The organism is Streptomyces sp. NPDC030143 (assembly GCF_055573695.1).
Genome location: NZ_JBVIAY010000034.1, coordinates 1 through 24,217 on the forward strand (window position 1 = coordinate 1; position 24,217 = coordinate 24,217).

Genomic DNA, 24,217 nt, shown 5'->3' on the forward strand with positions numbered 1-24,217 from the left:
ACTCACCCCGGAGTCGTTCCACCTCCCCCAGCCTCATGCCAAGAAGATGCCCACCACCAGGCAAGATCACCCGACGTAACGAAGCACTACTAGGCGGTGGAGCTTGGCCCACACGGGGGCCTTGCTCCCCTCGGTGAACCGCCGGGTGCGCGGTCGGGCCGGAAGGTCTGAAGGAGGGCGGCAACTGCTCCCTCGTGCATCCTGGCGTGGCCATGAAGACGATCGCAGCGAGCACTTCCCGGTCCCCGTACCGCCGTCGGCCACCGCCTTGCGGCCGCGTCGGAGCAGGCGGCACGACCCGCTCGAACAACTCCCACAGCTCATCTGCACCAGACGCTCCACGACCCCCACGACCGCAGACTATCGAACAGTCCAAATGAGGCGACGCCTCATAAACCACCTGGCCAGGGGGCGGCGGCGCGGCCGGCTCAGAGGTGCGCGGGCCGGGGGGCGCGGCTCACGCGGCCACCGCCTGGATCCGGCTCTTCTCGGCGCGGTAGAGCCAGTAGGCGGCCCAGAAGCCCGCGACGCCGATCAGGACCATGGCGGCGATCACCGGCCCCTGCCACGGGTCGGAAACGTGCAGCGCGAGGAACCAGACCTTGTCCGGGGAGCCGCTGAGTTTGATCCCCAGCGGCACCAGGCCCTGCGGGAGCAGGCCGAGGATGCCGACGGCCATGGCCGTCCACATGAGTGTCTGGCGTGTGGCGGACATCGTCTCGAACGGGGACTTGCCGGCCTCCTCCTCGCTGGTGGCGGTCGACGTCGGGGCCCCCGAGCGCATCAGGTGCAGCAGTTCCGGGCCCTTGTCCCGCAGCTTCTTCGCCGCCACCGAGCCGAGCAGCACATGGCTAAGCACACCTGTGAGCAGGGCGACCGGGAGGCTCGCCCACAGCAGCGCGGGCTGCTCCAGCGCGTGGCCCGCCCAGGCGACCCCGAGCGCGGGGCACATCGCCAGCGCGACCAGGAAGAACATCAGGAACGACTGCCCGGTGACATCGCCGTGGTCCATCGGCGAGTTCTTGCTCTTGTGCGGGTCCGGGCCGGGCACCAGGACCGCGACGGAGGCCCAGATCAGCAGGCCGGAACCGCCGCCGAGCGCCGCGAGGTTGCCCGCGAGCGCCCACGGCACCAGGGCGGGGTCGCCGTGCACGAGCGATCCGGCGAGCGTCAGCAGCAGCGTGAGCGGGCCGAAGACGACCAGCCAGGCGAGCTGGCGTGCGCGGACGTCGGCCTTCTCCTTCCCGGGCACCGTCAGGGTCAGCCAGAGCGCGGTGCCGTCCTGTCCGTAGAGGTTGGCGCAGGTCGCCGCGGCCATCAGCGCGCCGACGGCGCCGACGAACGGGAACGCGGCGGTGAGGTCGAAGATCAGCGGGAACAGCGCGGTGATGACCGCGAAGGCAGGGCCGAGCACCATGCTCTGCGTACGCATCGGGTCGCGCCACCAGGTGCGCAGCTCCTTGAGGCAGATCGCCCCCACGTCGCCGCGGAACAGCCGGCGACGCCGTACGGCCTCGCGAGCGGAGGAGCCCCGGACGACCGGGCGGGCCAGCCGCTGCGGCCCCAGCAGCACGCTCCACGCGGCGAACAGCGCCGCCACCAGCACGGCCAGCGCGACCAGCGGCCCCACCACCCACAGCCAGTCGCCGCGGCCCGCCGCCTCGACGGCGAGCAGTCCCCAACTGGAGGGCAGCGACCGCACCACGGTGGAGAAGGTGGGCGGAAAACCGTACTCCAGCAGCAGGTAGATCCCGATAAGCAGGACCCACGAGAAGGAGGCCAGCGAGACGATCGCGGCGGTGACGGTAGCGGTGATGGCGCCGCCGATACGGGAGCGGGACAGGGCGCGGAACAGCAGGGTGACCACCCGGGACAGCAGCACCACGAGCAGCAGGAGCAGCACCACCGCGGGAACCGACACCACGACAGCCTGCCAGCTCAGTCGGGCCGCGAAGGCGATCATCGCGCCGAACGCCAGCACGGTGATCGCGGTGGTGACGGCGACCAGCGCGGCGGCGAGCAGGCCCATGGCCAGGGTGCGGCGTGGGATCGGCTGGCGGTGGAAGTGCTCGCCGTTGAGGGCGGGTTCGCCCGCGAAGATCGGGCCGACGATCCAGCCCAGCGCCCACAGCGCGAAGGTGACCGCGAGCACGTCCATCAGCATCCGCGGCTGGGAGAAGTCGAGGAACGCCAGGATGACGGTGGTGACGGCGAGGCAGATCCCGGTGGCCCAGCCGAGGCCGCTCAGGGCCATCTTGGAGTCGGACGTGCTGTGGCGCAGCACGGCCAGCTTCATGCGGATCAGGACGCCAACCACGACAGTCCCTCCCCGCCGCCGATCGTCACGCCGACCAGATCGACGAAGGTTTCCTCGAGCGAGCGGCCGCCGCGCACGTCGTCCAGCGGCCCCTCCGCGACGACGCGGCCCCGGGCCATCACGCCGACGGTGTCGCACAGTTCCTCGACGAGTGCCATGACGTGGCTGGAGATCAGCACCGAGCCGCCGCGGTCGACGAACCGTCGCAGGATCTGCTTGATGGTGGCGGCGGAGACAGGGTCGACCGCCTCGAAGGGCTCGTCGAGCACCAGCATCCGGGGGGCGTGCAGCAGGGCCGTGGCCAGGCCGACCTTCTTGCGCATGCCGGTGGAGTAGTCCACCACCAGGGTGCGTTCGGCGGAACCGTCGAGTTCCATGACGGCGAGGAGCTCGTCGGCGCGCTGGTCCACCTCGTCGGCGTCAAGTCCGTGTAACTGGCCGAGGTAGGTGAGCAGTTCACGGCCGGTGAGCCGCTCGGGCATGGCCAGCCCGTCGGGCAGGACGCCCAGCAGGCGGCGCGCCTTCAGCGGCTCCTGCCAGATGTCGACGCCGTGGACCTTGGCCGTGCCCGCGTCGGGCCTGAGCAGGCCGACGGCCATCGAGAGTGTGGTGGTCTTGCCCGCACCGTTCGGTCCGACAAGGCCGTAGAAGGAGCCGGGCCGGACGGTGAGATCCACGTGGTCTGCCGCCGTGTAGTCCCCGAACACCTTGTGCAGGCCCGCGAGGCGGAACGCGGGTTCCCCTCTCCCGGGGTTCCTGCCGGTCGTGTCCGTCATGGTCGTGTGCTGAGTTACGTCGTCCACCGCATTCCTTCTAGGGGAGACACAGGGCGGCCCGGCGGAGCGCGGGCCCCTCGGACCTGCTGGCCATCCTTCCAACGATCCTGTCCTGCGCGCGAGTTGGCTCACCTGACAGGCCGGAACACGGCGGTCTGCATCCGCGCGTACCGAGTGGGGGGCTGAGGGGGTCCTCAGCTTGGCCAACTCCTCCGATTGCCCCCGCACCGGGCCGCCGTCAGCACCCCTTTAGACGTCGTCTCACCTGGTGAAGCGCCGGTGCACGGTCGATCCCGACGGGCCGAAGACCGGCAGCAGCTACCGCCAGGTGCAGCCCGTCGTGGCCGCGAAGATGATCGCGGCCAACACCTCGCGATCCCCGTACCGGCGCCGGCCGCCGCCCTGCGGCCGTATTGGAGCGGATGAGGCCATCCGCTGGAGCATCTCCCACAGCTCGTCCGGCACCCTGCGCTCGACCGTCACCACACGGTGCGGTTACCCACCACACCAAATGAGACGACGTCTATAAGGAAACCGGTGAGTCCGCCTGCACCACACCTGTTGCAGACGCTACATTCCATATCCAAGCCACTGAGCTGCAAGAACCTTGGCGAGGGTCTGCTTCACGCGCGGGGACCCCCAGAGAAGTGGCCGCGTACGGCTGCCGGATGCTGATGCCGCGGATCCAGTCGCCCTCGGGCAGAGTCACGATGCTCATGCGGCTCGCCCCCACACGGCCGTGCCCGGACGTCCGGCCCGGCGGCCGTTGATGGACGGCACGGTGGCGTGCGCGGCGGTGGCGATGACCGCGCGGCCGGAGTGCTTTCCGTCGTACAGGGCCGCGTCGGCCGCCCTCTGCAGGGCCGTCAGGTCGCGGGTGCCGATCGCGTCCGGCGTTGCGGCGCCGACCGAGGCGGCGACGTCGATGGTGCGGCCGTCGTCCAGGACGACCGGCGGGTGCAGCATCCGGACCAGCTGCGCCAGGCGCTGTTCGCGGCGGTTGGCGGGCAGCTCCAGGACGACTGCGAACCGTTGACTGAACTAACTCGATCATTTTCGCAGGTCAGACGGCCTTTCTGCTAGCTTCCCTGGATGCTTGAACGTGATCCCGAGAGGGAGTTAGCGAGCTTCGTGCTGCCCGAGGCCGGACAGTTGGCGGAGACGGGAGATCGGTGGAGGCCCTTTGTCCTCCTGGACGCGGACGGGGTCGAGATCGAACCCGTGGCTGCCTTCTTCGCGGAGCTGCTGGCTTGTGACAAGTCAGCAGCCACGATCCGGTCGTACGGAATGGATCTGCTGCGTTGGTGGCGCTTCCTGTGGGGCTGGGGTGTCGCTTGGGACCGTGCAGACCGGTCGGACGCTCGGGACTTCGCCCGCTGGATGAAGATCGCGAACAAGCCCGCACCGCTGCACTGGCGCCACCGACGGGACATCAAGACAGAGACAGCACCAAAGCCAGCACCGGAGCAGCTGCCTCCCGGAGCCCCCAATCCGATCACGGGAAAGTCGTCACCAGGGCTGAGATACGCGCCGACAACGCGAGCGCACTGCGAGACCGTCCTGCGGGCCTTCTACGACTTCCACCTCTCCGAAGGAACCGGGCCGATCCTGAACCCGTTTCCACTGGATCGCTCCCGGCGTCATGGCCGGGCACATGCTCACCACAACCCTGACGAGCGGTTTCGCCACGAACGGCAGGGCCGCTACCGGCCGGCCATCCCCAAGAGAGCCCCTCGGCGGATCCCCGACTCGATGTTCAACGCGCTGTTCGCCGCGCTGAAGCACGACCGTGATCGAGCTCTGCTGGCGTTCTGGGTTTCCAACGGTGCTCGCGCTGAGGAACTGCTCACCAGCCGGCAACGCGACGCGCTGCCCGGCCAACAAATCCTGGGGGTGGTCCGCAAGGGGAGCCGGGCCTATCAACAACTCCCCTGTTCAGCGGACGCTTTCGTCTGGCTACGGCTCTATCAGGAGAGCGCCTGGCGGGCTGGGGTGCCCCGCGGACAGAACGAGTGGCTGTGGTCGACGTTGCGCCGCCCGTGGCGTCCTTTGAACTATCCGGCGGCCCGTGCGATGTTCAACCGAGCCAATAGTTTGCTCGGTACGAACTGGACTCTCCACGATCTTCGACACACCGCCGCCTATCGGCTGGCGAGGGATCCAAAGATGCCGCTGACCGACGTGCAGTGGGTGCTCGGTCATGCACACCTGTCGACGACACAGCTCTATCTTCCGGCCGACCGGGACGAGGTGATCGAACATGTTCGGGCACACCATGCCCGACGGGCCAAGTCCGCTGAGCGGACTCCCGCGTCTCCGGCAGCCGGCTACAACCCTGAATCCCTCAACAACCTCTTCGGGACTGCCTGGTGACACCTGCGGATACCATGGCCGTCACGACGCATGTCGCACCTCCCGCGTCCCTGAGCCTGGCCGGCGAGGCATTGAAAGCCGTCGCGTTGCGCTTCCCGCCCAGACCCGCGGAGGACGACTGGCCGACCACTGCATGCGAGCGAGTCGACATCCTGGCTCGTCTGGAGAAACCTCCTCTGCGACCGACGGACGTGAGACAGCACCGAGCCCGGATACGCGGAGCTCGCCAGACCTTGCAGTGCTGGAGAATTTCCCGGGGGCCACCTGGCAGCAGCGCTGGAACGCCAGTCCCGCGAGCACGCGTCCTGGCAACGACTGGGCCCGATTGGCACCCGAGTGGATCGGAACGGCTGCTGGCCCCTCACAACGGCAGGCATTGTCGGGAGGGCTGCTGAGTCTGATCTGCGCAGACGTTGTCAGGCCCGCCCTCCCCTGGCTGCTGTCACGGACCTCGGCCAACATGACGAGCCTGCGGATCGGGCTGATCCCTGCCCGTGACTCGGAAGGATTCGCCCAGCTTGAAGCGATGGTCGAATCTGCCACGTGGTCCTCCAAGGTCGGGCGTGATGCCCTGCACTCCCTGGTCAAGATCGTGGCCGCCAAGGGCGGCACCTTGGCGGACATCACCGTCGGCGACGCCGTGGAGTATCTCGCCGCACTCAAAGCAGCGAACGCCAAAACTCGCGGCAACACCCTCTTCTACGCCTGGCTGCGAGAGTTGGGCACCCTGCCTGCAGAAGCACCCAGCTCATTGCGCTACCTGGCCAACACCAGTGGTCAGGTGTCGATGGAGCAGCTCGTCGACCGGTTCGGCGTCCGCTGCCGCCCAGTCAGAGATCTCTTGGTGGACTACCTCAAAGAGCGGCAGCCAGGTCTCGACTACACGTCTCTGAACAACTTGTCCCGGCACCTGGCCAGCAACTTCTGGGGCGACCTGGAACAACATCATCCGGGAATCGACTCTCTCCACCTGGCGCCCGAGGTGAGCGCGGCCTGGAAGCAGAGATGCCGGACCCGCATCGAACGGCGTCGCCAGCCAGACGGCAAAGTGCGTGAAGTAGTGACCGGACGGGCCAATGTCGCCAGCATCATGATCTCCGTCCGCGCGTTCTATCTCGACATCGCCCAGTGGGCTATCGATGAGCCGGCGCGCTGGGGGCCGTGGGCGGTACCGAGTCCGATCAAGGACGCGGATGTCGCCGTCGTGAAGGACAACAAGCGGCGCAAAGCTCGGATGGACCACCGGACGCGGGAACGACTTCCGGCTCTGCCCGCTGTCGCCCGAGCGGCTTCAACATGCCTCAAAGAGGCCAAAGCCCGACTACAGGCTCTGATAAACACCCCGCCAGGTGGTCAGTTCGCTTTCGCGGGCGCCACCTTCAGGCGGGCAGCGAAGGATGGAACGACCTGGGCGGTGAACATCGCCACCGGCCGGCGCGTTGACCTGGCGCTCGCGGAGAGTCGCGCGTTCTGGGCCTGGGCGATGGTCGAGTTTCTTCAGCACACCGGTGTCCGCATCGAGGAGATGCTGGAGGCCAGCCATCACAGTCTGATCCAGTACAGACTGCCTACCACTGGCGAGATTGTCCCCCTCCTGCAGATCGCGCCGTCCAAAACCGATGAGGAACGAGTCATCCTGGTCAGCCCGGAGCTCGCCGATGTGCTCAGTGCGATCATCGCCCGTGTCCGCGACCCACGCACCGGTGCCGTCCCCTACGTCTCCAGCTATGACATGGCCGAGAAGACCTGGAATCCCCAGATGCCACTGCTTTTCCAGTGGTGCCGCAGCGGCGAGAGCTCCCGCCTCTCCCCGAAGCTCCTGCGCCAAGCGCTCCAAGAGGTGATGGCCTCCACGAATCTGACCGACTCAGCCGGACAGCCCTTGGACTTCTCGCCCCATGACTTTCGGCGGATCTTCATCACCGATGCCATTCGCAGCGGCCTTCCCCCGCACATCGCGCAGGTCATCGCCGGGCACACCAGCATCAACACGACCATGGGATACAACGCCATCTACCCCGGCGAGGCCATCGAAGCCCATCGCGCGTTCATCGCCCGGCGCCGAGCACTCCGCCCCAGCGAGGAATACCGAACCCCCACCAACGAGGAATGGGATGCCTTCCTCGGGCACTTCGAGCGACGCAAACTGTCCATCGGAATCTGCGCTCGCGCATTCGGAACTCCCTGCATCCACGAACACGCCCCGTTGACTGAACGAACCAGGTTGATTGTGCAGTTCAGGGCACAGCTGGGGTTGTGGCCCAGTACGGTCTGCGGTCGTGATGAACGATCGTGTGCCCGAGCGGGATCTGTCGCGGTTGGCCGTTCCCCGGTGTGGTCGGCTGGTGGAGACCGGCGACCGGTACGAGCCCTACCGGCTCGTCGATGCCGACGGCGCGGCCGTTACGCCGGTCGCGGTGTTCTTCCAGGAGCTGCTCGCAGCCGGGAAGGCGGCGTCGACCGTCCGCTCCTACGGCATGGATCTACTGCGGTGGTGGCGGTTCCTGCACGCGGTCGAGGTGCCGTGGGATCGAGCGACGCGCGTGGACGCTCGGGATTTCAGCTGCTGGATCCAGCTGACGGTCAAGCCGCGCGCGACCGCGGCCAAGCGGCGGCCGACCCGCACCGTCGGCGCCCCGAACCCGGTGACCGGGAAAACCACCCCGGGGCCCGGCTATGCGCCGTCGACCGTCGCCCACAGCGAAACGGTGCTGCGCAGGTTCTACGACCTGCACCGTGATGCCGGATCCGGACCGCTGCTCAACCCGTTCCCGCTCGACCTGGCGCGTCGCTCCGGCCGCGCGCACGCACACCACAACCCGATGGACGCCTGGACGCCGGAGCGAACGGGCCGCTACCGGCCCACGGTTCCGCGCCGGATTCCGCGCTCGATCCCGGACGAGTGGTTCAACTCGCTGTTCGCGGTGCTGCGGTCGAATCGAGACCGGGCCATGATCGCGTTCTGGATCTCCAGCAGTGTCCGGGCCTCGGAGCTGATCGGCGTCCGGCAGTGCGACGTCGACCCTGGGCAGCAGCTGATCAGCGTTGTCCGGAAGGGCTCCCGAGCCCGGCAGCAGGTGCCGGCCTCGGCGGACGCGTTCGTATGGCTGCGGCTCTACCAGCAGGAGCTGCACGGGCTGGTGCCGCGTGGCCGCACGCAGCCGGTGTGGTGGACGCTGCGGCGTCCGTTTCAGCCGCTGACCTACCACGGCGCCCACCGCATGTTCGAGCGGGTAAACGCCACCTTCGGCGCGGACTGGACCCTTCACGACCTTCGTCATAGCGCCGCCGCCCGCATGGTGCGCGACCCGGCACTGACGCTGGCCGACGTGCAGTGGGTCCTCGGGCACGCGCATCTGACCACGACCGAGATCTACCTCGCGCCCCGCCAGGACGAGGTCGTGGCCGGGGTGCTGGCCCACCACGCCCGACAGGCAGACCGGCACACCGAGCCGGTGCCGCCGCCTCCGGCACCCGGTTACGACCCGGAAGCCTTGGACGTGCTGTTCGGGCGGTCTTCATGACCATCACCACGAAGCACGCGACGCGCCGACAACTGCAGACCGCAAACGCAACAGTCGAACAGGCCCGAGCCCGGAACAACGTACTGCGGGAACGGTTCCCGCCCCGCTCCGCGGAGGCGTGGTGGCCGGCGACAGCGCAGTCGGCGGATGAGGTGCTGCGTCGGCTGACGGCGCCACCGTTCTTGGCTGCCGCGAACGCCACCCGGGCCGGGCGACGGCGCGGGGTCGCCAAACGTCTGCGCTGGCTGTCCAGCCTCCCAGGCGATACCTGGCAGCAGCGGTGGAAGGCCAGCCGCGCCGAGGAGATCCCCGGCGCGGACTGGACGGATCTCCCGCTGCGCTTCTTGCGCCAGAGCGGGCCGTCGCCGTCGTATGAGCGCGCCGACCTGACCTCCGGGCTGCTGATGCTGGTCTGCGGCGATGTCATCCGTCCCGACCTGGCCTGGATGCTCACCCGCACCCACAAGCATCTGGCTCCGGTCATGGCCGAGGTCCGCGACCCCGAGGGGTTCGCACGGCTGGCACAGCTGGCCGAGTCCAGGCCGGTCAGCGCCCGAGGCGAGGCCACCATCGCGGCGACCCGGATTGCGATGCTCCTGGCCTGCAAGGGAGGGCCGATCGCGGACATCACCGTCGGCGACTGCGTAGAACTGGTCGACACCTTACGTCGAGTCCATGTCCGCGGCGGGCAGCGCAAAGTCGACTTCTACCTACGGCTGCGGGCCTTGGGTGTCTTCGCCGAGGATGCGCCGGCCACGATCCGGGCGTTCGGGCTTGCCGCCGGCCGGCTGAGCATCGAAGAACTCGTGGATCGCTATCCGATCCGGTGCCGCCCGGTCCGCGACCTGATCGTGGACTACCTGCGCGAACGACAACCGTCGTTGGACTACACCAGCCTGGACGCGGTGTCGCGGACGTTGGCCGGGCTGTTCTGGACCCGGATCGAATCGCTCTCACCGGGTATCGACTCCCTGCGGCTGCCACCGGCACTGGCCCGGGCCTGGAAGACGGACATCGCCACCAAAAAGCGCACCACGATCGGCCCGGACGGCACTCCCGTCGAGGTCGCCAGCCCCCGGCTGAACGCCAAGGACGAGCTCATCCGCGTCCGCGCCTTCTATCTGGACATCGCCCATTGGGCTGCGGAAGAGCCGGTCCGCTGGGCGCCATGGGCGGTGCCCAGCCCGATCAGCGACGAAGAGATCAGCAAAGCCAAGGACCGCAAACACCGCAAGGCCCGGATGGACCAGCGCACCCGCGAACGGCTTCCCTTCCTGCCGGTGCTGACCAGCACCGTCGACCACAGGCGACGCGCCGCAGCCGAACTACTGGCTGCCGCACAGCACACCCGGCCCGGGGACCTGATTCCCGACACCGCCGGAGCCCTGCGCAAAGCCGTCGCGCCCAAGGCCAGCGGGCATCTGACCTGGGCCGAGGAGACCTCGACTGGGCGGCGGCGGAACCTCACCTACGAGGAGAGCGAAGCCTTCTGGGCCTTCGCTGCGATCGAGGTCCTGCGCCTGACCGGCATCCGCAACGAGGAGCTCCTGGAGCTGACCCACCACAGCATCACCGAATACCGGCTCCCCAGCACCGGCGAAGTCGTGCCCCTGCTGCAGGTCGCCCCCTCCAAGACCGACACCGAACGGCTCCTGCTGGTCAGCCCGGAACTGGCAGACATCCTTTCCAGCATCATCCGCCGCCTGCGAGGAAGCGGCGGCGCGGTCCCGCTGGTGACCTCCTACGACGTCCACGAGCGGGTCTGGAACCCGCCGATGCCGCTGCTGTTTCAGCGCAACATCGGCACCGAACACCGCGCCTTCACCCCGACCGCGCTCCGCAAGCTCTTGATCAACGCGCTGGCCACGACGGGCCTGATCGATGCCGGCGGCGAACCGCTCGTCTTCTCCCCGCACGACTTCCGCAGGATCTTCGTGACCGACGCCATCATGAACGGCCTGCCGCCACACATCGCCCAAGTGCTCTGCGGGCACAAGAGTCTCGACACGACGATGGGCTACAAGGCGATCTACCCGGCCGAGACCATCGAGGCCCATCGCGCCTTCATCGCCCGCCGCAGGGCCACCCGCCCCAGCGATGAGTATCGGACCCCCACCGAGGAGGAATGGGACGCATTCCTTGCGCACTTCGAGAAGCGCAAGGTCTCCATCGGCACCTGCGCTCGTGCCTTTTCAAGCCCTTGTGTTCATGAACACGCTTGTGTTCGTTGCTCGCTCCTCCGGCCGGACCCGGCCCAGCGCGGCCGGTTGGAGGAGATCCGCGACAACCTCGTCGCCCGCATCGCCGAGGCCGAGCGCGAGGGCTGGCTCGGCGAGGTCGAAGGACTCAAGGTCAGCGTCGCCGGCGCCGAGGATAAGCTCGCCCAGATCGACAGGCAGTCCCAGAAGGCCACCATCAGCCTCGGCATGCCTACGACCAGGAGTGGGGACCTTGAGTAGCGATGCACATCGAGACGAACCGGCCCGCGATATGAGCACGTGGACGCTCGACCAGCTGCAGGCGTTCATCCATGACGCCCACGGCCAGCAACTCGAGACGGCACGCGTCGCCGCGCAGGGACATGCCTACAACTCCAGCCATCCCCTGGAAGCCCGTCGCCAGTGGGCGAAGCTGTCGCTGCTCGCGAACCGGCGCATGCTCGACAACGCCGAGGGGCGCTCTGCGCGGGTGGCCCAGCAGGACTTCATGCTCCGGACGTGGGTGATCGACCGACTGGGCCCCGACGACACGGACCCCGACTGGGATCCCGAGGCGCTGGCGTCCCACACGCTCGACACACTGACCTTCACGCCCACACAGGCCGCCGGCCTCGCCGAGGGCTGGCGCGACCTTCCCATCGAGCAGATCCGCGAGCTGAGGCGGCACAAGAACCTGACAGCCCATCTGGAAAGCCTGGTCGGCCACCTGACTCCCGGCCCGGTCCGTGAGCGACTTGTCGCCTGGGCCGCGACCCGACCGCTCCTGCCTTGACCAGCCCCCAGCAATCAGGTCGCCTGAACTGACTGGCTGCCAAGCGAAGTTCAGAGAAGCGTGTATTCGATGCTCCATGCTCCGACCGGATCCGGCTCAGAGACACCGCCTCGTCGAGATCCGCGACAACCTGATCGCCCGAATCACCGAAGCAGAACAGGAGGGATGGCTCGGTGAGATCGAAGGACTCCAAGTCAGCCTCGCCAGCGCAAAGGAGAAGCTCATCCAGCTCGATGCAGAGCAAGCCCGTCAACACCAAGTGATCGATCTGGGCATGCCCAGCTTCAGCCAGATCGCGACACGAATCAGTACGGCAAGAGGACCTTCAAGTTAGCCGAGCCTCATCCACGCGAAAGATCTACACCACCCCGGCGCAGGTCACGACCCTCGCTCTACGGGCGGCGGGCCAGCAAATGAGTGTCGAGGAAACCCCGCTCGGAAGCTGGGTCGTGGAGCAACCGAGCAAATGTGACGAGACCGGCACCGGCCAGCAACTCGGCAAACTGCTCCGCCGGCCAGCTATAGGCGGGCGCCACCTTGTGATCGAAGCGAACCGGCTCCGGTCCCTCGGTCCCGAAGAAGGACACCAAGAGCAGGCCCCCTGGTGCCAAGGCACGCACCTGCTCGGCGAGCAGCGCGGGCAATTCTCCAGGTGGGGTATGGATCATCGAGTAGTGGGACAGCACTCCGCCCAGCGCACCGTCCTCGACCGGCAGGGCCTCCATCCGCGCTTCGTCGAACCGCAGCGCCGGATGGGCCCGCCGGGCGTGGGCGACCATGGCTGGGGAGAGGTCGAGCCCGAAGGCGTCCAGCCCCAAGTCATGCAGCATCGCCGTCACATGACCGGGGCCGCACCCGACGTCGGCTACCCGCAGGTTCCCCGTGCCACGCACGAGCTCGGCGAAAGTGCCGATCATGTTCCGCGCGAACGGGTGCGTCTCCAGCCCATTGGCGAACATCGACGCGTACAGATCGACGACCCCGTCGTAGGCCGCCCTCGTCTCGTCCTGGTGTCCTAACACGGGAAGGAAACTAACACCCGTGCCGTTCGCAGCCGTTCTCCGGCCCAACACCGGTTCCCTCAGGACTGACCGTCCCGTCACCTGATCACGGGACGCTCTCGTTAGTTCAGAGAAGAACTCATCGCCTCCGAGCCTGCCCACCGAGGCGCGTGGGCCTGCCCACGCGGTGAGCCGGGCGCCGAAGGCCGTGAGGACGGCGTCGCCTGCCGGGTGGCCCATCGTGTCGTTCACGGCTTTGAAGTGGTCGGCGTCGACCATGACCAGGGCCGTGTCGTCGCCGTGATGAGCCAGGAGCCGGCGGGCCCGAGTGGTGTAGGCGTCACGGCTCAGCAGGCCGGTCAGCGGGTCGCGCTTTGTCGCGGCGAGTTGCTTGTGCAGCGTGGCCGCGTGGACCGCCCAGCCGGTCAACGGCACGGCGGCGGTCGTCAGTAAGAGGGTGCGCTGGCCGATCCGGCCCTGAACGCGCAGGAGGGGCGACATACTTGGGTTCTCCGTCTCGTCTTGTGCGGGATGGATGGGCCCGGGGCAGCCGTCGAAGCCGCCAAGCAGAGCGGCTGTCCCGGGGTAGAGCTACAGATCGAAGTTCACGCGCTGACCGCGTCCGAGTACTGCGCCTCCAGGTCGGCGCGGCCCTCGGGGTCGTCCTCCTGGTCGTCGTCCTCGTGCGGACCGTGGACGGTGCAGCGCACGTCCGGGTCGTTCATCAGCTCGCCGGTCAGGGCGCGTAGGAGATCGGTCACGTTGTAGACCGGCGCCCACGCCTGGCCCTCGCATTCGTCGTCGTCCGGGCAGCCCACCAGGACCTCGAAGCCGACGTCGCCCGCGCCGTCGACGTCGGTTCGCAGGGCGAGGACGATGTGGTCCGCTCCGAGTCGGATCTCCGCGACGCGGTCGCCGCCGGCGAGGACTGAGGCGTCGCGCCAGCGCCATATCGGCAGGATCTCGGGGCCGAAGTAACGGCGCACCAGGAGCAGGTCGCCCAGGCCCTCGCCGCCGTCCCAGCCGAGATCCGCGCGCCGGGCGTCGCTGAGCCGCTGGAGCAGCGGCTGAAGGCGGTAGATGTTCTCCGCGACGACGACGTGGTCGAAGCCCTCGCCGGGCAGGCCGGGCCAGGCGTCGACCATGGCGGCGTGCTGCGCGAGGACGACCGGTTCGGGCACGCGCCGGTTCGCGGGCCGGCCTTCCTGTCGTTCGACGCACACCGGCAGTTCTTGGGAGGTCGCCGATCCTGAGGCGGACTCACGATGGAGTCTTCGCAGCTCAGTGGCTATGAGTCGGCACCGTAGTAATCGCGACATGTGTGGCGCAAGGAATATCGGCTGGCTTCACTCGTTCGTGGTCGCCGACCGAGTCGGCGGGGCCGAGCCAGGCGGGAGCAGCCGGTCAGGAATTCGCGTGTCCTCTTGGTGAGGCCGTGCGAGCATCGGCAGGTGATCGACGATGAGGAGCTGTTTGCCGCCGACCTGATCGGAAGGCGACTGCTGAAAGTGACCACAGCTTGGCATCACTACGCTGACGACGATCCGTCGCTGGTGCACCTGTGGCTTCACCTGGAGGGTCTGGGCCCGGTGCTGTTCCACACGCCCTCGACCGGCTTGTCTCTGCGAGCCGACCAGCCGCACGGACCGTACTTGATGGAGGAGCACGGAAGCGTCTCCGTGATCGACGATTCGCCGGATGTTCCGGTGACCCGGTTCGTCGGACAGACGATCCGCTCGGTTCGGGACATCGACTACAACGACGGCCATGTCGGCTTCACGGCAGGCCTCACGCTCCAGTTTCCCAGCGGCAGCATCCGCCTGCTCGGTCTCGTGGACGGCCTCCTCATCGCCCACGACCAGCATCTGGGCGCTGTCGAGGCCCACCTGCACGAGGATGTGACCCTCGCGCGGGTGGTGCAGACCTCCGGGAGCTGCCCGTCGCAGTGGGATGCCTGGACGACCACGGGTCACTACCTGTACCTGCGGTACCGGCACGGTGAGGGAACTGTCGAGCAGCATCCGAGCGAGGACGTCGACACCTGGGACGGCGATGAGTCGAGGCTCTGGACCAGCTGGGGCGACGGAACCGACGGCGGCCAGATCGAACTCACGGATTTCCTCGTCACGGCTGGCCTGCGGCTGGCGCCAGACGCCGAAGTCCGCACCACACCGCCGATCGACCCGAAGGCCTGAGAGCGATGGTCACGCACCCCAGCCGCGATTACGCGATCACCGCGATGTACTCCGTGCCCGACGACGCTTGGTATCTGGAACTGGATCTCCTCCGCTAACAACGGACGCTCGTGACTGCGGTCGTCCCCGACGAGGACCCGGGGCGCGAGCCGATAGTGTGCTTCGATCCCCAAGGACGGTACCTGGACATCCCGTACGAGGTCATGCGCTGGTTCATGGACCAGGTTGCGGATGAGATCCGGACGTCCCGCGCCTGGATGCGGCTGCGGCCCGAGCTGGTCGAGGTCATCCGCCGCCTGCGCCATGAGTACCTGGGCGCCATCGATGACGCCGACTTTCCCGACGTCCTCGCGGAGCTGCGCACCACTGTCCCTGAGGCCGATCTGCCCATCGTTCTCGCGGCCGCCTTCGGGCTGAATCCCGATGGCACCCACATGGACGGCATGCAGGCGTTCCAGCTCGTCGACGTGGCGGCGGCGGTAAGTGATCACCGTCCCGCCGCCTCCTCGTCGGCCGAGGTCAGTGGCTCGTGTTGAGTCGGCTGATCAGCTGCCGGTTGGCTGCGCGGGCCGCCATGAGTTCTTCGTCGCGTTCCTCCAGTTGACCGGTCAGGGTGACGACCTCCTGTTCGAGGTGGGTGATGCGGCGTTTGAGCTGGTCGATGTCATCGGACGCCCCGAGGCCGGACTCCCGCCACGCATGCTCGCCAAGGAGTTCGGAGAGCTTGCTTCCAGTTGTCGTCCGCGGGCGGCGAGGCGGTTGCTGCGCTCCAGAGCGTTCGCCAAGTCGGCCTGGAGAGAGGCCCGGCTGACGTGAGGACCGGTGCCGTCGCCGGGCGGTTCGGCGCCGGCCGCGTGTACTTGGGCGAGCAGATCCTTGTGGCGGTAGAGGAAGGCACGGTCCACCCCGGCCTGCCGTGCGATGCCGGAGACGTTGATGACCGTGCCATCACGCCTGGCGGCGTTGATGGCCTTGATGACGCGTTGCCGACGTCGGGCCGAGTCGGCCTTGCGGCCTTCGATCAACGAGTTGGTGTTCATGCGGTCCGGTTCGGTCGGATGTCGGGAAGGGGCTGGCGGATGCGGGGCAGGCCGAGGTGGACGACGCTGTTGCGGGCGCGTCGGACCAGGGCGGTGGCTTGTTCGATCTCGGAGCGTTCCTCGTCGCCGAGTTCATCGACGGCGTCCTTGACACGTCTGATCAGTCGGCGGACGCGGCTGATCTCCTCGTCGGAGGGCAGGGCCTCGGCTTTCGCCCAGTCGTCGGCGTCGACCGCAGCCAGAAGCCGCTCGCGGTTGCGCAGCAGATCGGCGAGGTAGGTCTCCAGGTCGGGCAGGTAGGCCACGTCGGTGCGGAAGTGGCCGCAGCCGACGCAGCGGAATCGGACAGGGCAGTCCTGGCCGTTCGCGGCGACGTTGGACGGTTCGCTGCAGACGCCGTAGGGGACGGCGACTTCACCGATGGCGCGCCGGAGGTGCTCGGTGTCCAGCAGGGCCTGGGCCTGTCTCCAGACGCGGTTGCCGTGACGGTCGGTCAACCAGCGCTGGTAGAGCAGGAGCTGACGGTCGACGCGTGGGAGGACACTGCTCTCCATCAGCAGGTCGCGCAGGTGGGTAACGGTTCGCCAGGGTGCTTCCTGGTGCAGTCCTTCGTGGGTGAGCGGGATGCTGCCGGTGGCCAGGCCCCGCAGGAGACGGACGACGTTGGGATTGCGGAGCCAGATCAGTCGACTCTTGGGCCGGTCCATCCCCAGCAGGGAGGTGATCAGTGGTTGCAGTGAAGGGGCGACACGGCCGGTGCCGTCGTCGAGTAGTCCGCCGAGGGTGTCGGCCAGGGTGCAGCGTTCGCAGAGGCGCCCGCCGAGCAGGAGCCCTTCGAAGCCACACCGGTCGCAGAAGAAGTCGCGGGTGATGCCCGCGCAGTCGCGACAGATCGGTGTGCCGGCGGTGTCCAGTCCGGGCAGCAGCCGGTCTGCTCGGCAGCTTGGGCAGCGGCCGTGGACGCGCATCGCGCGTTCGTAGCAGGTCCGGCAGACCGGACCGTCCGACCACTCTGCCGACTTCGCCGCCCGACGTCCACAGCGTGCGCAGTTCCGGACGTGCCACCGCTCGTATTCCTCGGGAGTCATCGCTCACGCCTCGGGCGTTAGCCGGACCCGTGTGGGTCGGCGGGCGGCCAGGTTGATGGGCGCCTCCTCGCCGACGGCCACGCCCGCGCGTACGTCGCCTTCTCCGGGCTGTCGGGGTAGGCGAATGAGGCGATGATGCGGCTGCTGTCGGGTCCGTCGGGGTCGACGTCCTCCGGCGTGAAACATGGCCAGGACCAGCCCGCCCTCATCGTCCTGGCCGACCATCCACCGCTCGTCAGGGGACTGGATGGCACGTTGTTGGCCCACCTCGACTCTTGGCTGCGGCTTCCGATTTGAAAAAATGACAGAACACCCTTAGAAGGCCATGCTGGAAGTAGAAACTGCGCCCGCAGGCAGAGCGTTTGAGCTCAGCTGCGATGTGACTGCACAGAACCACACAGCGACAGAGAGGGGAATCGTCATGCCCGTCCCGTTTGGAGCGATCGGCGATAAATGGAATTCACTTGGTGGCGCAAGTGGCTTCCTGGGGGACGCGCTCACTGACGAGATTCGTACAGTGGCAGACGGAAGGCGGCAAGAATTCCAAGGTGGCACCATTGCGTGGCATCCAGACATCGGTCCGTTCGTGGTCATGGGAATGATCAGGGACAGGTGGATCCATCTGCAGCGCACCGATTTCGGCTACCCGATCACGGATGAGATGGATACAGAACAGGAGGGGCGCATCAGCCACTTCCGGGCGATGCACGTAGCCAACAAGCCCGAAGCTTCCATCGTCTTCAGCATAGCCACGCAGGCCCACGAGATCTTCGGCGCGATCAGATCCAAGTGGGACCAGATGGGCCAGGTGAAGGGCAAGGGGTTCCCTCTGGCGCCAGAGCAGGCCACGAATCCACTTGACGGGCGAATCCAATCCTTCACCCGCGGAGCTATCGTCTGGCACGCGAAGACCGGCCCCCATGAAGTGCACGGGGACATCGAGCTGCGTTGGAGGAACATTGGGGGTACGTTCTTCGGCTACCCCATCAACGATGAGACTCCAACTGGCGACGGGCGTGGCAAGTTCAACGATTTTCGAGCGGTGCAGTTGCCAGGTGAACCTGTGGCGTCGATCTACGCGACTCCGGAGACGCGCGCCGTTGAAGTATTCGGCGCCATTCGCGAGTTCTGGCTTAACCATGGGGCTCAGGGGAGCGCCGTGGGCTACCCGAAGAAGTCCGAGGAAGACGGTGGCAACGGCAACCGTGTGCAACAGTTCGAGAAGGGGAAGCTGATCTTTACACCGGGTTTCGGCGTCTCTGTACAAACGAACTGAAGCGACTGAGTGGTGCATGGCTCTTCATGTGAACCGGCCTTCCGGCTCGAAGAACTTCAGCACCAGGCTCCCAGTCGCCAAGCCTCGGTCCGCCATTGGTCGTTTCACCTTCCGCGGGCTGCTGGCATACCCGGTCGGCCGCACGTCACCACATCACGGCCGCCACCGCTACCGGGCGAACGTCACCTTCACCGGCTCGTTCAGGCACTGAGCCTCTTCAGCGTTGCCGCTCCAGTGTGAGGATGGCCTTGGCGATTGACGTCATTCGATTCGGGCTGCATCGGGACCTGCGGAAGATGCGCCAGGACTTCAGGCGGGCAACGCCGCGCTCGACCGGCGCTCGTGCAGCGGCAAGTGCCCGGTTGAGGGTCTTTTCGGTGGGAGTGAGTTCCTGCAAGGGCTTGCGTTTGATGCCGGTGGTCAGCCACGGGCCAGCACCCTGGTAGGCGAGATCGGCCAGGATAGGAACGCCTTGGCGCTCACAGATCCGGATGATCCGGTGGGTGCGAGCGGCGGTCAGGTCGTGAGTGCGGCCTGGCAGGGCGGGTGAGAGCCACAGCAGCCGGCCGCCGGGGTCGGTGACGACCTGCACGTTCACGCCGTGGCGCCGGTGTTTCTGGGAGTAGTCGCCCCGTCCGTCGCCGACTCGGTCGCACTCGGCGAGCGTGCCGTCCAGCAGGACGAAGTCCGCGTCGCTCTCGCGCAGAACCTTGAGCAGACCCGGTGCTCGTTCGGCGAGCAGGTGGACGACCGCACTGGTGTAGGCGTGGGCGGTGGACTCGCAGATCCCGAACCCGGCAGCGATCTTCGCCAGGGTGGTGTGTTCGCGCAGGTACACCAGTGCCACCATCGCGCGCTGAGACGGACGCAGCTTGCATCGGCGGTCGCCCTCACGGGTGACGATCAGCATGGTGACCCACTCCACGAGCGCATGCGGCAGGTCGAGTGCGGCAGGATGGATGACCAACGGGGCTCCCGAGCAATGTGGTTAAGACGTCAGACATCTCGATCAACAGCCCAGGGGCCTCGCTCGTTGCCCTTCGCTGGCCATCACCTGATCGATGGAAGAAGCTCCCTGCGCCGGGAGCCGCCCACACGACCGTCCCTGCCGGGTCCGGATCGCGAATCGCAAAGGAGGACGCGGTCATCCTCATCGACGATGACCGCGCGAACTGAATGACGCAGGCTCACCGATGGCATCCGGAAAGCCTGGCCCTTCACCTGAGGACGACCTCCACGGGCAGCTTCTTGATGCCGTTGACGAAGTTGGAGCGCACGCGTGGCACGTCCCCGGCCAGTCTGATGTCGGCAATCCGCGGGATGAGCTCCTCGAACATGATGCGGATCTCGGTGCGGGCGAGCAGGTTGCCCAGGCACAGGTGGGGGCTGCCCTTGCCGAAGGTGACGTGGTCGTTGTCGGCGCGGGTGACGTCGAAGTCGTACGGATTGCCGAAGACCTCCTCGTCGCGGTTGCCGGAGGCGTACCACATGACGACCTTGTCGCCCTCCTTGATCCGCTTGCCGCCGAGTTCGACGTCACGGGTCGCGGTGCGGCGGAAGTGGTAGACGGGGGACGCCCAGCGCAGGAACTCCTCCACCGCCACCGGGATCAGCGAGGGGTCCTCCTGGAGGCGGGCGAGCTGCTCGGGGTGCTGGAGGAGGGCGAGCATGGAATGGGTGATGGTGTGCCGGGTGGTCTCGTTGCCGGCCACCACCAGGAGGAGGAAGTAGTTGTCGAAGTCCTGTGGCGACAGCGGCACGCCGTCTCTCGGGGTGGTGTTCACCAGCCGGGAGACCAGGTCCGTGCCGTCGCCGCCGCGCCGCTGGCGGGCGAGCTCACGGCCGTACTCGAAGACTTCGAGGGAGGCGGGGGAGCGGAACGGCAGGTCGCGGTACTTCTCGCTCTCGGCGCTGTGCAGCAGGACGTCGGCGTAGTCGGGGTCGGTGTTGCCGATGATGCGGTTGCCCCAGTCGATGAGCCGCTGGTTGTCCTCCGGCGGGACGTCGAGGAGGCGGGCCAGGACGTTGATGGGGAAGTCGGCGGAGACGTCGGCGACGAAGTCGAAGGTGCCCTTGGCGAGGGCCGCGTCCAGGGTCGTGGCGGTCAGGCCGCGCAGGAAGTCGCTGTAGCTGTTGATGACGCTCGCGCCGAACTGGCGCTGGAGCAGGCTGCGCAGGGCGCGATGGCGGACGCCGTCCAGCTCCAGGATGGAGGCACGCTTCTTGATCTGGTCGTCGTCGACTTCCTCGAGGTTGACGAACCGGGTGGAGGTGAAGGTCTCCGCGTCCCGGTCGACGCGGGCGATGTCGGCGTGCCGGGTGACCGCCCAGAAGCCGGAGTTGGGTGCCTCCTCGGGCTGCCAGTGCACCGGGTCCTGGTGGCGCAGGGTGTGGAACATACGCCACGGGGTGATCCCGTCGGTGAAGTTGTCCAGGTCGGCGAGGTTGACGTCCGCCAGGGGCATCGGTTCGTTCAAGGCGGCGGTCGGGGTCTCGGTCGTCATCGGATGGCTCCCAGTGGTCACAGGTGGTAGGCGTACTCGGTGAACTCCCAGTCGGTGACGTGCCGTTGGAAGCGTTCGATTTCGTTGCGCTTGTAGGAGAGGAAGGAGGAGGTGAAGCCCTTGCCGAGGATGTCGGTCAGTTCCGTGTCCGCTTCCAGGACGTCCAGCGCGGCCGGCAGGTTCCTGGGCAGGGCGGCCGACCGGGCGGTGTCGTAGCCGTAGCCCTCCAGCGGGGCCGGGGGCTCTTGGCCCGCCCGGATGCCGAGCAGCGCGGCGGAGATCGCTCCGGCGATCAGCAGGTACGGATTCGCGCTGGCGTCGCCGAGGCGGATTTCGAGGCGGGCGCCGCTGCCCCGCTCGGGCGGGACGCGCAGCATGGCGCTGCGGTTGTCGAGCCCCCAGTCGATCAGCCAGGGAGCGAGGGTGTCGGGGCCGAAGCGCTTGTAGGAGTTGACGGTCGGGTTGGCCAGGGCCGCGAGGGCGGGGGCGTGCGCCAGGATGCCGGCGATGGCGTGCCGGGCGGTGGCGGAGAGGCCGTAGGCGCCGGAGGGGTCGTCGAAGGCGTTGCGGCCGCTGTCGTCCTCACATGAGAGGTGCAGATGGAAACCGGAGCCGCCGGCGTCGTTGCAGGGCTTGGCCATGAACGTGGCGAGCTTGCCCTCGGCCCGGGCGAGTTCCTTGACGGCCGATTTGAAGCGGAAGGCCCGGTCGGCGGCATCGAGGGCAGTGGAGTGGGTGAGGTTGATCTCGTACTGTCCGCCGTCGAACTCGTGGTTGCCCGTGACGACGCCGATGCCCAGATCCCGCAGGTGGCGCAGGGTGCGCAGCAGATGGTTGTCCGGGTCGGCGCGCAGGCCTGCCGTGTAGACGGCGCCGGTGGTCCGCGGGGCGCGGCGCCAGCCGGTCGGGGCGTCGGGGGCGGGCTCGAGCAGGAAGTACTCCAGTTCGGGGCCCACGACGGGGCGCAGCCCGTGCTCGGCACACCTGGCCAGGACGGCGCGGAGCAGGTCCCGCGGCGACTCGGGGGCGGGTCGTCCGGTCGCGGGGTCGCTGACCTCGCCGAGGCAGGTGGCGACACCCGGCTCCCAGGGCAGCGTGGTCAGGGTGGACAGGTCGGGACGGACGGACACGTCCGGCAGGCCGGCGTCCAGCCCGCCGACGACCGGGACGACGTCGCCCTGCGGGCTCGTGTGGTAGACGGCGCGGCAGAAAGCCAGACCGTGCGCACAGGCGGACGGGAGATGGTCCAGCAGGACGTCGCGGGCGCGGTCGGTGCCGATCAGGTCGGGATATATCACCCGGACCACGTCGATGCCCTCGGCGGTGAGCCTTTCCTGGTACCGACGGATGTCGAGAGTCTCATGAGCGCTCACCGATGTCTCCTTGGGGGGACGGTGGGATGGCCGGCCCCGGGAAGGGGCTTGGGCAGGTGGCGTGAGGGGGACGATGCCCGGGCGCGGAGGAGGCGCGGCTCGCAGGTCGTCGTTTGAATCCGAACAGTATGGAAGCTCCCCTCGCCTTGCAAGGGTTCAGCCCAAAGAAATTATCCACCTGGACAGGTATTGACCGCCGTCCGGCAGCTTCCTATCTTGTTTGAAGCCAAATGACATTCGGCGTGGATCCCCGGTAGCTCCTCAGCTCCCTGCCCGGGGCCCGGCCATTCCCCGGACCGGGCCCCTCATGCCTCTTCCTCCACTCCGATGCCCTCACCTCAGGAGGACCGGCCATGAAGGTCGTCGTCGACATGAACAAGTGCCAGGACCACGGCCAGTGCGTCTTCGCGGCTCCCGATGTCTTCTCGATGAACGACGACGGGCACCTCGTGTACGTCGCCGATCCGGACGACGCCCTGCGCGAGGAGGTCGAGGAGGCCGCCGACGTGTGCCCCCTCCAGGCCATCCGGATCGGGGACTGAGCGCCATGACCGGACGCATCGTCATCGCCGGCGCCTCCCTGGGCGGCCTGCGAGCCGCCGAGCAGGTGCGTGCGGCGGGCTGGACCGGTGCGATCACCGTGATCGGCGAAGAACCCCTCATGCCGTACAACCGGCCTCCGCTGTCCAAGGAGGTACTGGCGGGCAGGGTGTCCTTCGAGTCGCTGGCCTTCACGCCGAAGGCGGCCGTCGCCGATGTCGAGTGGCGGCTGGGCAGCAAGGTGGTCGAGGCCGGGCTCGCGGAGCGGACCGTCGCGCTCGATGACGGCTCGGCCGTCTCCTACGACGGTCTGGTCGTCGCCACCGGCATGCGGCCCCGTCGGCTGAGGTGCCCCGGCCCCCTCGCCGGCCGTTACACGGTCCGCACCCTCGCCGACGCGCAGGGGCTGCGTGAGGAGCTGACCCGGCCCGGCGCAAGGGTGGTCGTGGTCGGAGCCGGTTTCATCGGCTGCGAGGTGGCGGCCACCGCCGTCCAGCTCGGGGTCACCGAGGTGACCGTCGTCGATCCGCTGACCTTGCCCATGGGGGGACCGCTGGGTGACCTGCTGGGCCGTGCGCTGTTGAAGCGGCACGAGGAGCGCGGAGTGTGCTTCGCGCTCGGTACGTCGGTCGCGGGCTTCGAGGGCGAGGACCGGGTCACCGGGGTGGTGCTGGACGACGGCACCGCTCTGCCCGCCGACGTGGTCGTGGAGTCGGTCGGCTCGATCGCCAACACCGAGTGGCTGGACGGCAACGGCCTGGACCTGTCGGACGGGGTGATCACCGATGAGCAGCTGCGCGTCGGGGGCTTCCCGGACGTGGTTGCCGTCGGTGACGTGGCCCGCTTCCCCAACGCCCGCTACGACGGCGTGCCCCGCCGCGTCGAGCACTGGTCCATCCCCACGGACACCGCCAGGCACGCCGCCAAGGTCCTCGTCGCCCGTCTCACCGGTTCGGGCGCCGACTTGGCTCCGTTCGCGCCGCTGCCCACCTTCTGGAGCGACCAGTACGAGTTCCGGCTGCAGTCCTTCGGCGCGCCCGGCCTCGGCCTCGACGACGTGCGGATCCTGGACGGCGACCCCGACCGTGACGTCCTGGTCGGCTACCACGCCGACGACCGGCTGGTCGGTGTGGTGGCGCTCGGCGGCCCCGCCGCGGTGTCCGCCGCCGCCCGCTACCGCGCCCAGCTGCTGAAGCAGCCCGCCCTCACCGCGTAAGGA

General features: G+C 68.0%; 20 protein-coding genes and 5 pseudogenes. 12 read left to right on the top strand and 13 right to left on the bottom strand.

Going from position 1 to position 24,217, the window contains the following annotated elements; all coding sequences use genetic code 11:
- Window positions 1-84: 84 nt before the first annotated feature.
- The 5 genes and pseudogenes from ACZ4YY_RS34310 to ACZ4YY_RS34330 form a co-directional block, all read right to left on the bottom strand.
- Window positions 85-364: pseudogene (locus ACZ4YY_RS34310) on the bottom strand (transposase); the annotation flags it as partial.
- Between the two features lie 93 nt (window positions 365-457).
- Window positions 458-2,317 carry a hypothetical protein gene (locus ACZ4YY_RS34315; RefSeq protein WP_468298891.1) on the bottom strand — a complete coding sequence of 620 codons (1,860 nt, stop codon included), beginning with the start codon at window positions 2,315-2,317 and terminating at the stop codon, window positions 458-460.
- Window positions 2,302-3,120, bottom strand: a complete 819-nt coding sequence (locus tag ACZ4YY_RS34320) for an ABC transporter ATP-binding protein (protein WP_455433251.1) — start codon at window positions 3,118-3,120, stop codon at window positions 2,302-2,304. Before ACZ4YY_RS34320 ends, ACZ4YY_RS34315 begins: the two co-directional genes overlap by 16 nt.
- Before the next feature lie 294 nt (window positions 3,121-3,414).
- Window positions 3,415-3,579, bottom strand: a pseudogene (locus tag ACZ4YY_RS34325) (transposase); the annotation flags it as partial.
- A 228-nt stretch (window positions 3,580-3,807) separates the two neighbouring features.
- Window positions 3,808-4,059 carry a hypothetical protein gene (locus tag ACZ4YY_RS34330; protein WP_468298893.1) on the bottom strand — a complete coding sequence of 84 codons (252 nt, stop codon included), beginning with the start codon at window positions 4,057-4,059 and terminating at the stop codon, window positions 3,808-3,810.
- A gap of 126 nt (window positions 4,060-4,185) precedes the next feature.
- Here ACZ4YY_RS34330 and ACZ4YY_RS34335 point away from each other — a divergent pair, with 126 nt between their 5' ends.
- The 7 genes and pseudogenes from ACZ4YY_RS34335 to ACZ4YY_RS34365 all read left to right on the top strand — a co-directional run bounded on the left by ACZ4YY_RS34335 (window position 4,186) and on the right by ACZ4YY_RS34365 (window position 12,315).
- Entirely contained in the window at window positions 4,186-5,466 is a 1,281-nt protein-coding gene (locus tag ACZ4YY_RS34335; RefSeq protein WP_468298895.1) for a tyrosine-type recombinase/integrase, read from the top strand.
- A gap of 1,483 nt (window positions 5,467-6,949) precedes the next feature.
- Window positions 6,950-7,423, top strand: a pseudogene (locus tag ACZ4YY_RS34340) (site-specific integrase); the annotation flags it as partial.
- Window positions 7,424-7,943: 520 nt separating this feature from the next.
- A pseudogene (locus tag ACZ4YY_RS34345) lies at window positions 7,944-8,021 on the top strand (site-specific integrase); the annotation flags it as partial.
- 90 nt (window positions 8,022-8,111) lie between these two features.
- Complete coding sequence (locus tag ACZ4YY_RS34350; protein WP_468298975.1) at window positions 8,112-8,990, top strand: tyrosine-type recombinase/integrase; 879 nt, start codon at window positions 8,112-8,114, stop codon at window positions 8,988-8,990.
- Window positions 8,987-11,449 carry a tyrosine-type recombinase/integrase gene (locus ACZ4YY_RS34355; protein ID WP_468298897.1) on the top strand — a complete coding sequence of 821 codons (2,463 nt, stop codon included), beginning with the start codon at window positions 8,987-8,989 and terminating at the stop codon, window positions 11,447-11,449. Before ACZ4YY_RS34350 ends, ACZ4YY_RS34355 begins: the two co-directional genes overlap by 4 nt.
- A complete protein-coding gene (locus ACZ4YY_RS34360; RefSeq protein WP_468298899.1) occupies window positions 11,442-11,981 on the top strand; it encodes a hypothetical protein in 540 nt (179 codons plus the stop codon). Before ACZ4YY_RS34355 ends, ACZ4YY_RS34360 begins: the two co-directional genes overlap by 8 nt.
- 76 nt (window positions 11,982-12,057) lie before the next feature.
- Window positions 12,058-12,315, top strand: coding sequence for a hypothetical protein (locus ACZ4YY_RS34365; protein WP_468298901.1), 258 nt, complete (start codon window positions 12,058-12,060; stop codon window positions 12,313-12,315).
- Between the two features lie 58 nt (window positions 12,316-12,373).
- Here ACZ4YY_RS34365 and ACZ4YY_RS34370 read toward each other — a convergent pair whose 3' ends face one another.
- The 3 genes and pseudogenes from ACZ4YY_RS34370 to ACZ4YY_RS34380 all read right to left on the bottom strand — a co-directional run bounded on the left by ACZ4YY_RS34370 (window position 12,374) and on the right by ACZ4YY_RS34380 (window position 14,163).
- Entirely contained in the window at window positions 12,374-13,003 is a 630-nt protein-coding gene (locus ACZ4YY_RS34370; protein ID WP_468298977.1) for a class I SAM-dependent methyltransferase, read from the bottom strand.
- Between the two features lie 93 nt (window positions 13,004-13,096).
- Window positions 13,097-13,483 (bottom strand): annotated as a pseudogene (locus ACZ4YY_RS34375) (GGDEF domain-containing protein); the annotation flags it as partial.
- A gap of 104 nt (window positions 13,484-13,587) precedes the next feature.
- Window positions 13,588-14,163 (bottom strand): hypothetical protein, encoded by a 576-nt coding sequence (locus ACZ4YY_RS34380; RefSeq protein WP_468298903.1) that lies wholly within the window; start codon window positions 14,161-14,163, stop codon window positions 13,588-13,590.
- Between the two features lie 270 nt (window positions 14,164-14,433).
- Here ACZ4YY_RS34380 and ACZ4YY_RS34385 point away from each other — a divergent pair, with 270 nt between their 5' ends.
- Window positions 14,434-15,177 (top strand): hypothetical protein, encoded by a 744-nt coding sequence (locus ACZ4YY_RS34385; protein WP_468298905.1) that lies wholly within the window; start codon window positions 14,434-14,436, stop codon window positions 15,175-15,177.
- A 110-nt stretch (window positions 15,178-15,287) separates the two neighbouring features.
- Window positions 15,288-15,713: a hypothetical protein gene (locus ACZ4YY_RS34390; RefSeq protein WP_468298907.1), complete on the top strand. Its 426-nt coding sequence runs from the start codon at window positions 15,288-15,290 to the stop codon at window positions 15,711-15,713.
- Window positions 15,714-15,785: 72 nt separating this feature from the next.
- On the opposite strand, the gene ACZ4YY_RS34395 is transcribed toward ACZ4YY_RS34390, so the two are convergent.
- Both ACZ4YY_RS34395 and ACZ4YY_RS34400 read right to left on the bottom strand, forming a co-directional pair.
- Window positions 15,786-16,217 (bottom strand): DUF6262 family protein, encoded by a 432-nt coding sequence (locus ACZ4YY_RS34395; RefSeq protein WP_468298909.1) that lies wholly within the window; start codon window positions 16,215-16,217, stop codon window positions 15,786-15,788.
- Window positions 16,214-17,185, bottom strand: coding sequence for a hypothetical protein (locus tag ACZ4YY_RS34400; RefSeq protein ID WP_468298911.1), 972 nt, complete (start codon window positions 17,183-17,185; stop codon window positions 16,214-16,216). Before ACZ4YY_RS34400 ends, ACZ4YY_RS34395 begins: the two co-directional genes overlap by 4 nt.
- 445 nt (window positions 17,186-17,630) lie before the next feature.
- On the opposite strand from ACZ4YY_RS34400, the gene ACZ4YY_RS34405 reads away from it, so the two are divergent.
- The gene (locus ACZ4YY_RS34405) at window positions 17,631-18,581 is read left to right on the top strand and encodes an LGFP repeat-containing protein (protein WP_468298913.1); all 951 of its coding nucleotides are present in this window, start codon (window positions 17,631-17,633) and stop codon (window positions 18,579-18,581) included.
- Window positions 18,582-18,798: 217 nt separating this feature from the next.
- On the opposite strand, the gene ACZ4YY_RS34410 is transcribed toward ACZ4YY_RS34405, so the two are convergent.
- The 3 genes from ACZ4YY_RS34410 to ACZ4YY_RS34420 all read right to left on the bottom strand — a co-directional run bounded on the left by ACZ4YY_RS34410 (window position 18,799) and on the right by ACZ4YY_RS34420 (window position 22,458).
- Complete coding sequence (locus ACZ4YY_RS34410; protein WP_468298915.1) at window positions 18,799-19,548, bottom strand: transposase; 750 nt, start codon at window positions 19,546-19,548, stop codon at window positions 18,799-18,801.
- Window positions 19,549-19,798: 250 nt separating this feature from the next.
- Window positions 19,799-21,085: a cytochrome P450 gene (locus tag ACZ4YY_RS34415; protein ID WP_468298917.1), complete on the bottom strand. Its 1,287-nt coding sequence runs from the start codon at window positions 21,083-21,085 to the stop codon at window positions 19,799-19,801.
- A gap of 17 nt (window positions 21,086-21,102) precedes the next feature.
- Window positions 21,103-22,458, bottom strand: a complete 1,356-nt coding sequence (locus ACZ4YY_RS34420) for a glutamine synthetase family protein (protein ID WP_468298919.1) — start codon at window positions 22,456-22,458, stop codon at window positions 21,103-21,105.
- Between the two features lie 353 nt (window positions 22,459-22,811).
- On the opposite strand from ACZ4YY_RS34420, the gene ACZ4YY_RS34425 reads away from it, so the two are divergent.
- Window positions 22,812-23,000 carry a ferredoxin gene (locus ACZ4YY_RS34425; RefSeq protein WP_030048616.1) on the top strand — a complete coding sequence of 63 codons (189 nt, stop codon included), beginning with the start codon at window positions 22,812-22,814 and terminating at the stop codon, window positions 22,998-23,000.
- Between the two features lie 5 nt (window positions 23,001-23,005).
- Window positions 23,006-24,214, top strand: coding sequence for an NAD(P)/FAD-dependent oxidoreductase (locus tag ACZ4YY_RS34430; RefSeq protein ID WP_468298921.1), 1,209 nt, complete (start codon window positions 23,006-23,008; stop codon window positions 24,212-24,214).
- Window positions 24,215-24,217 lie beyond the last annotated feature (3 nt).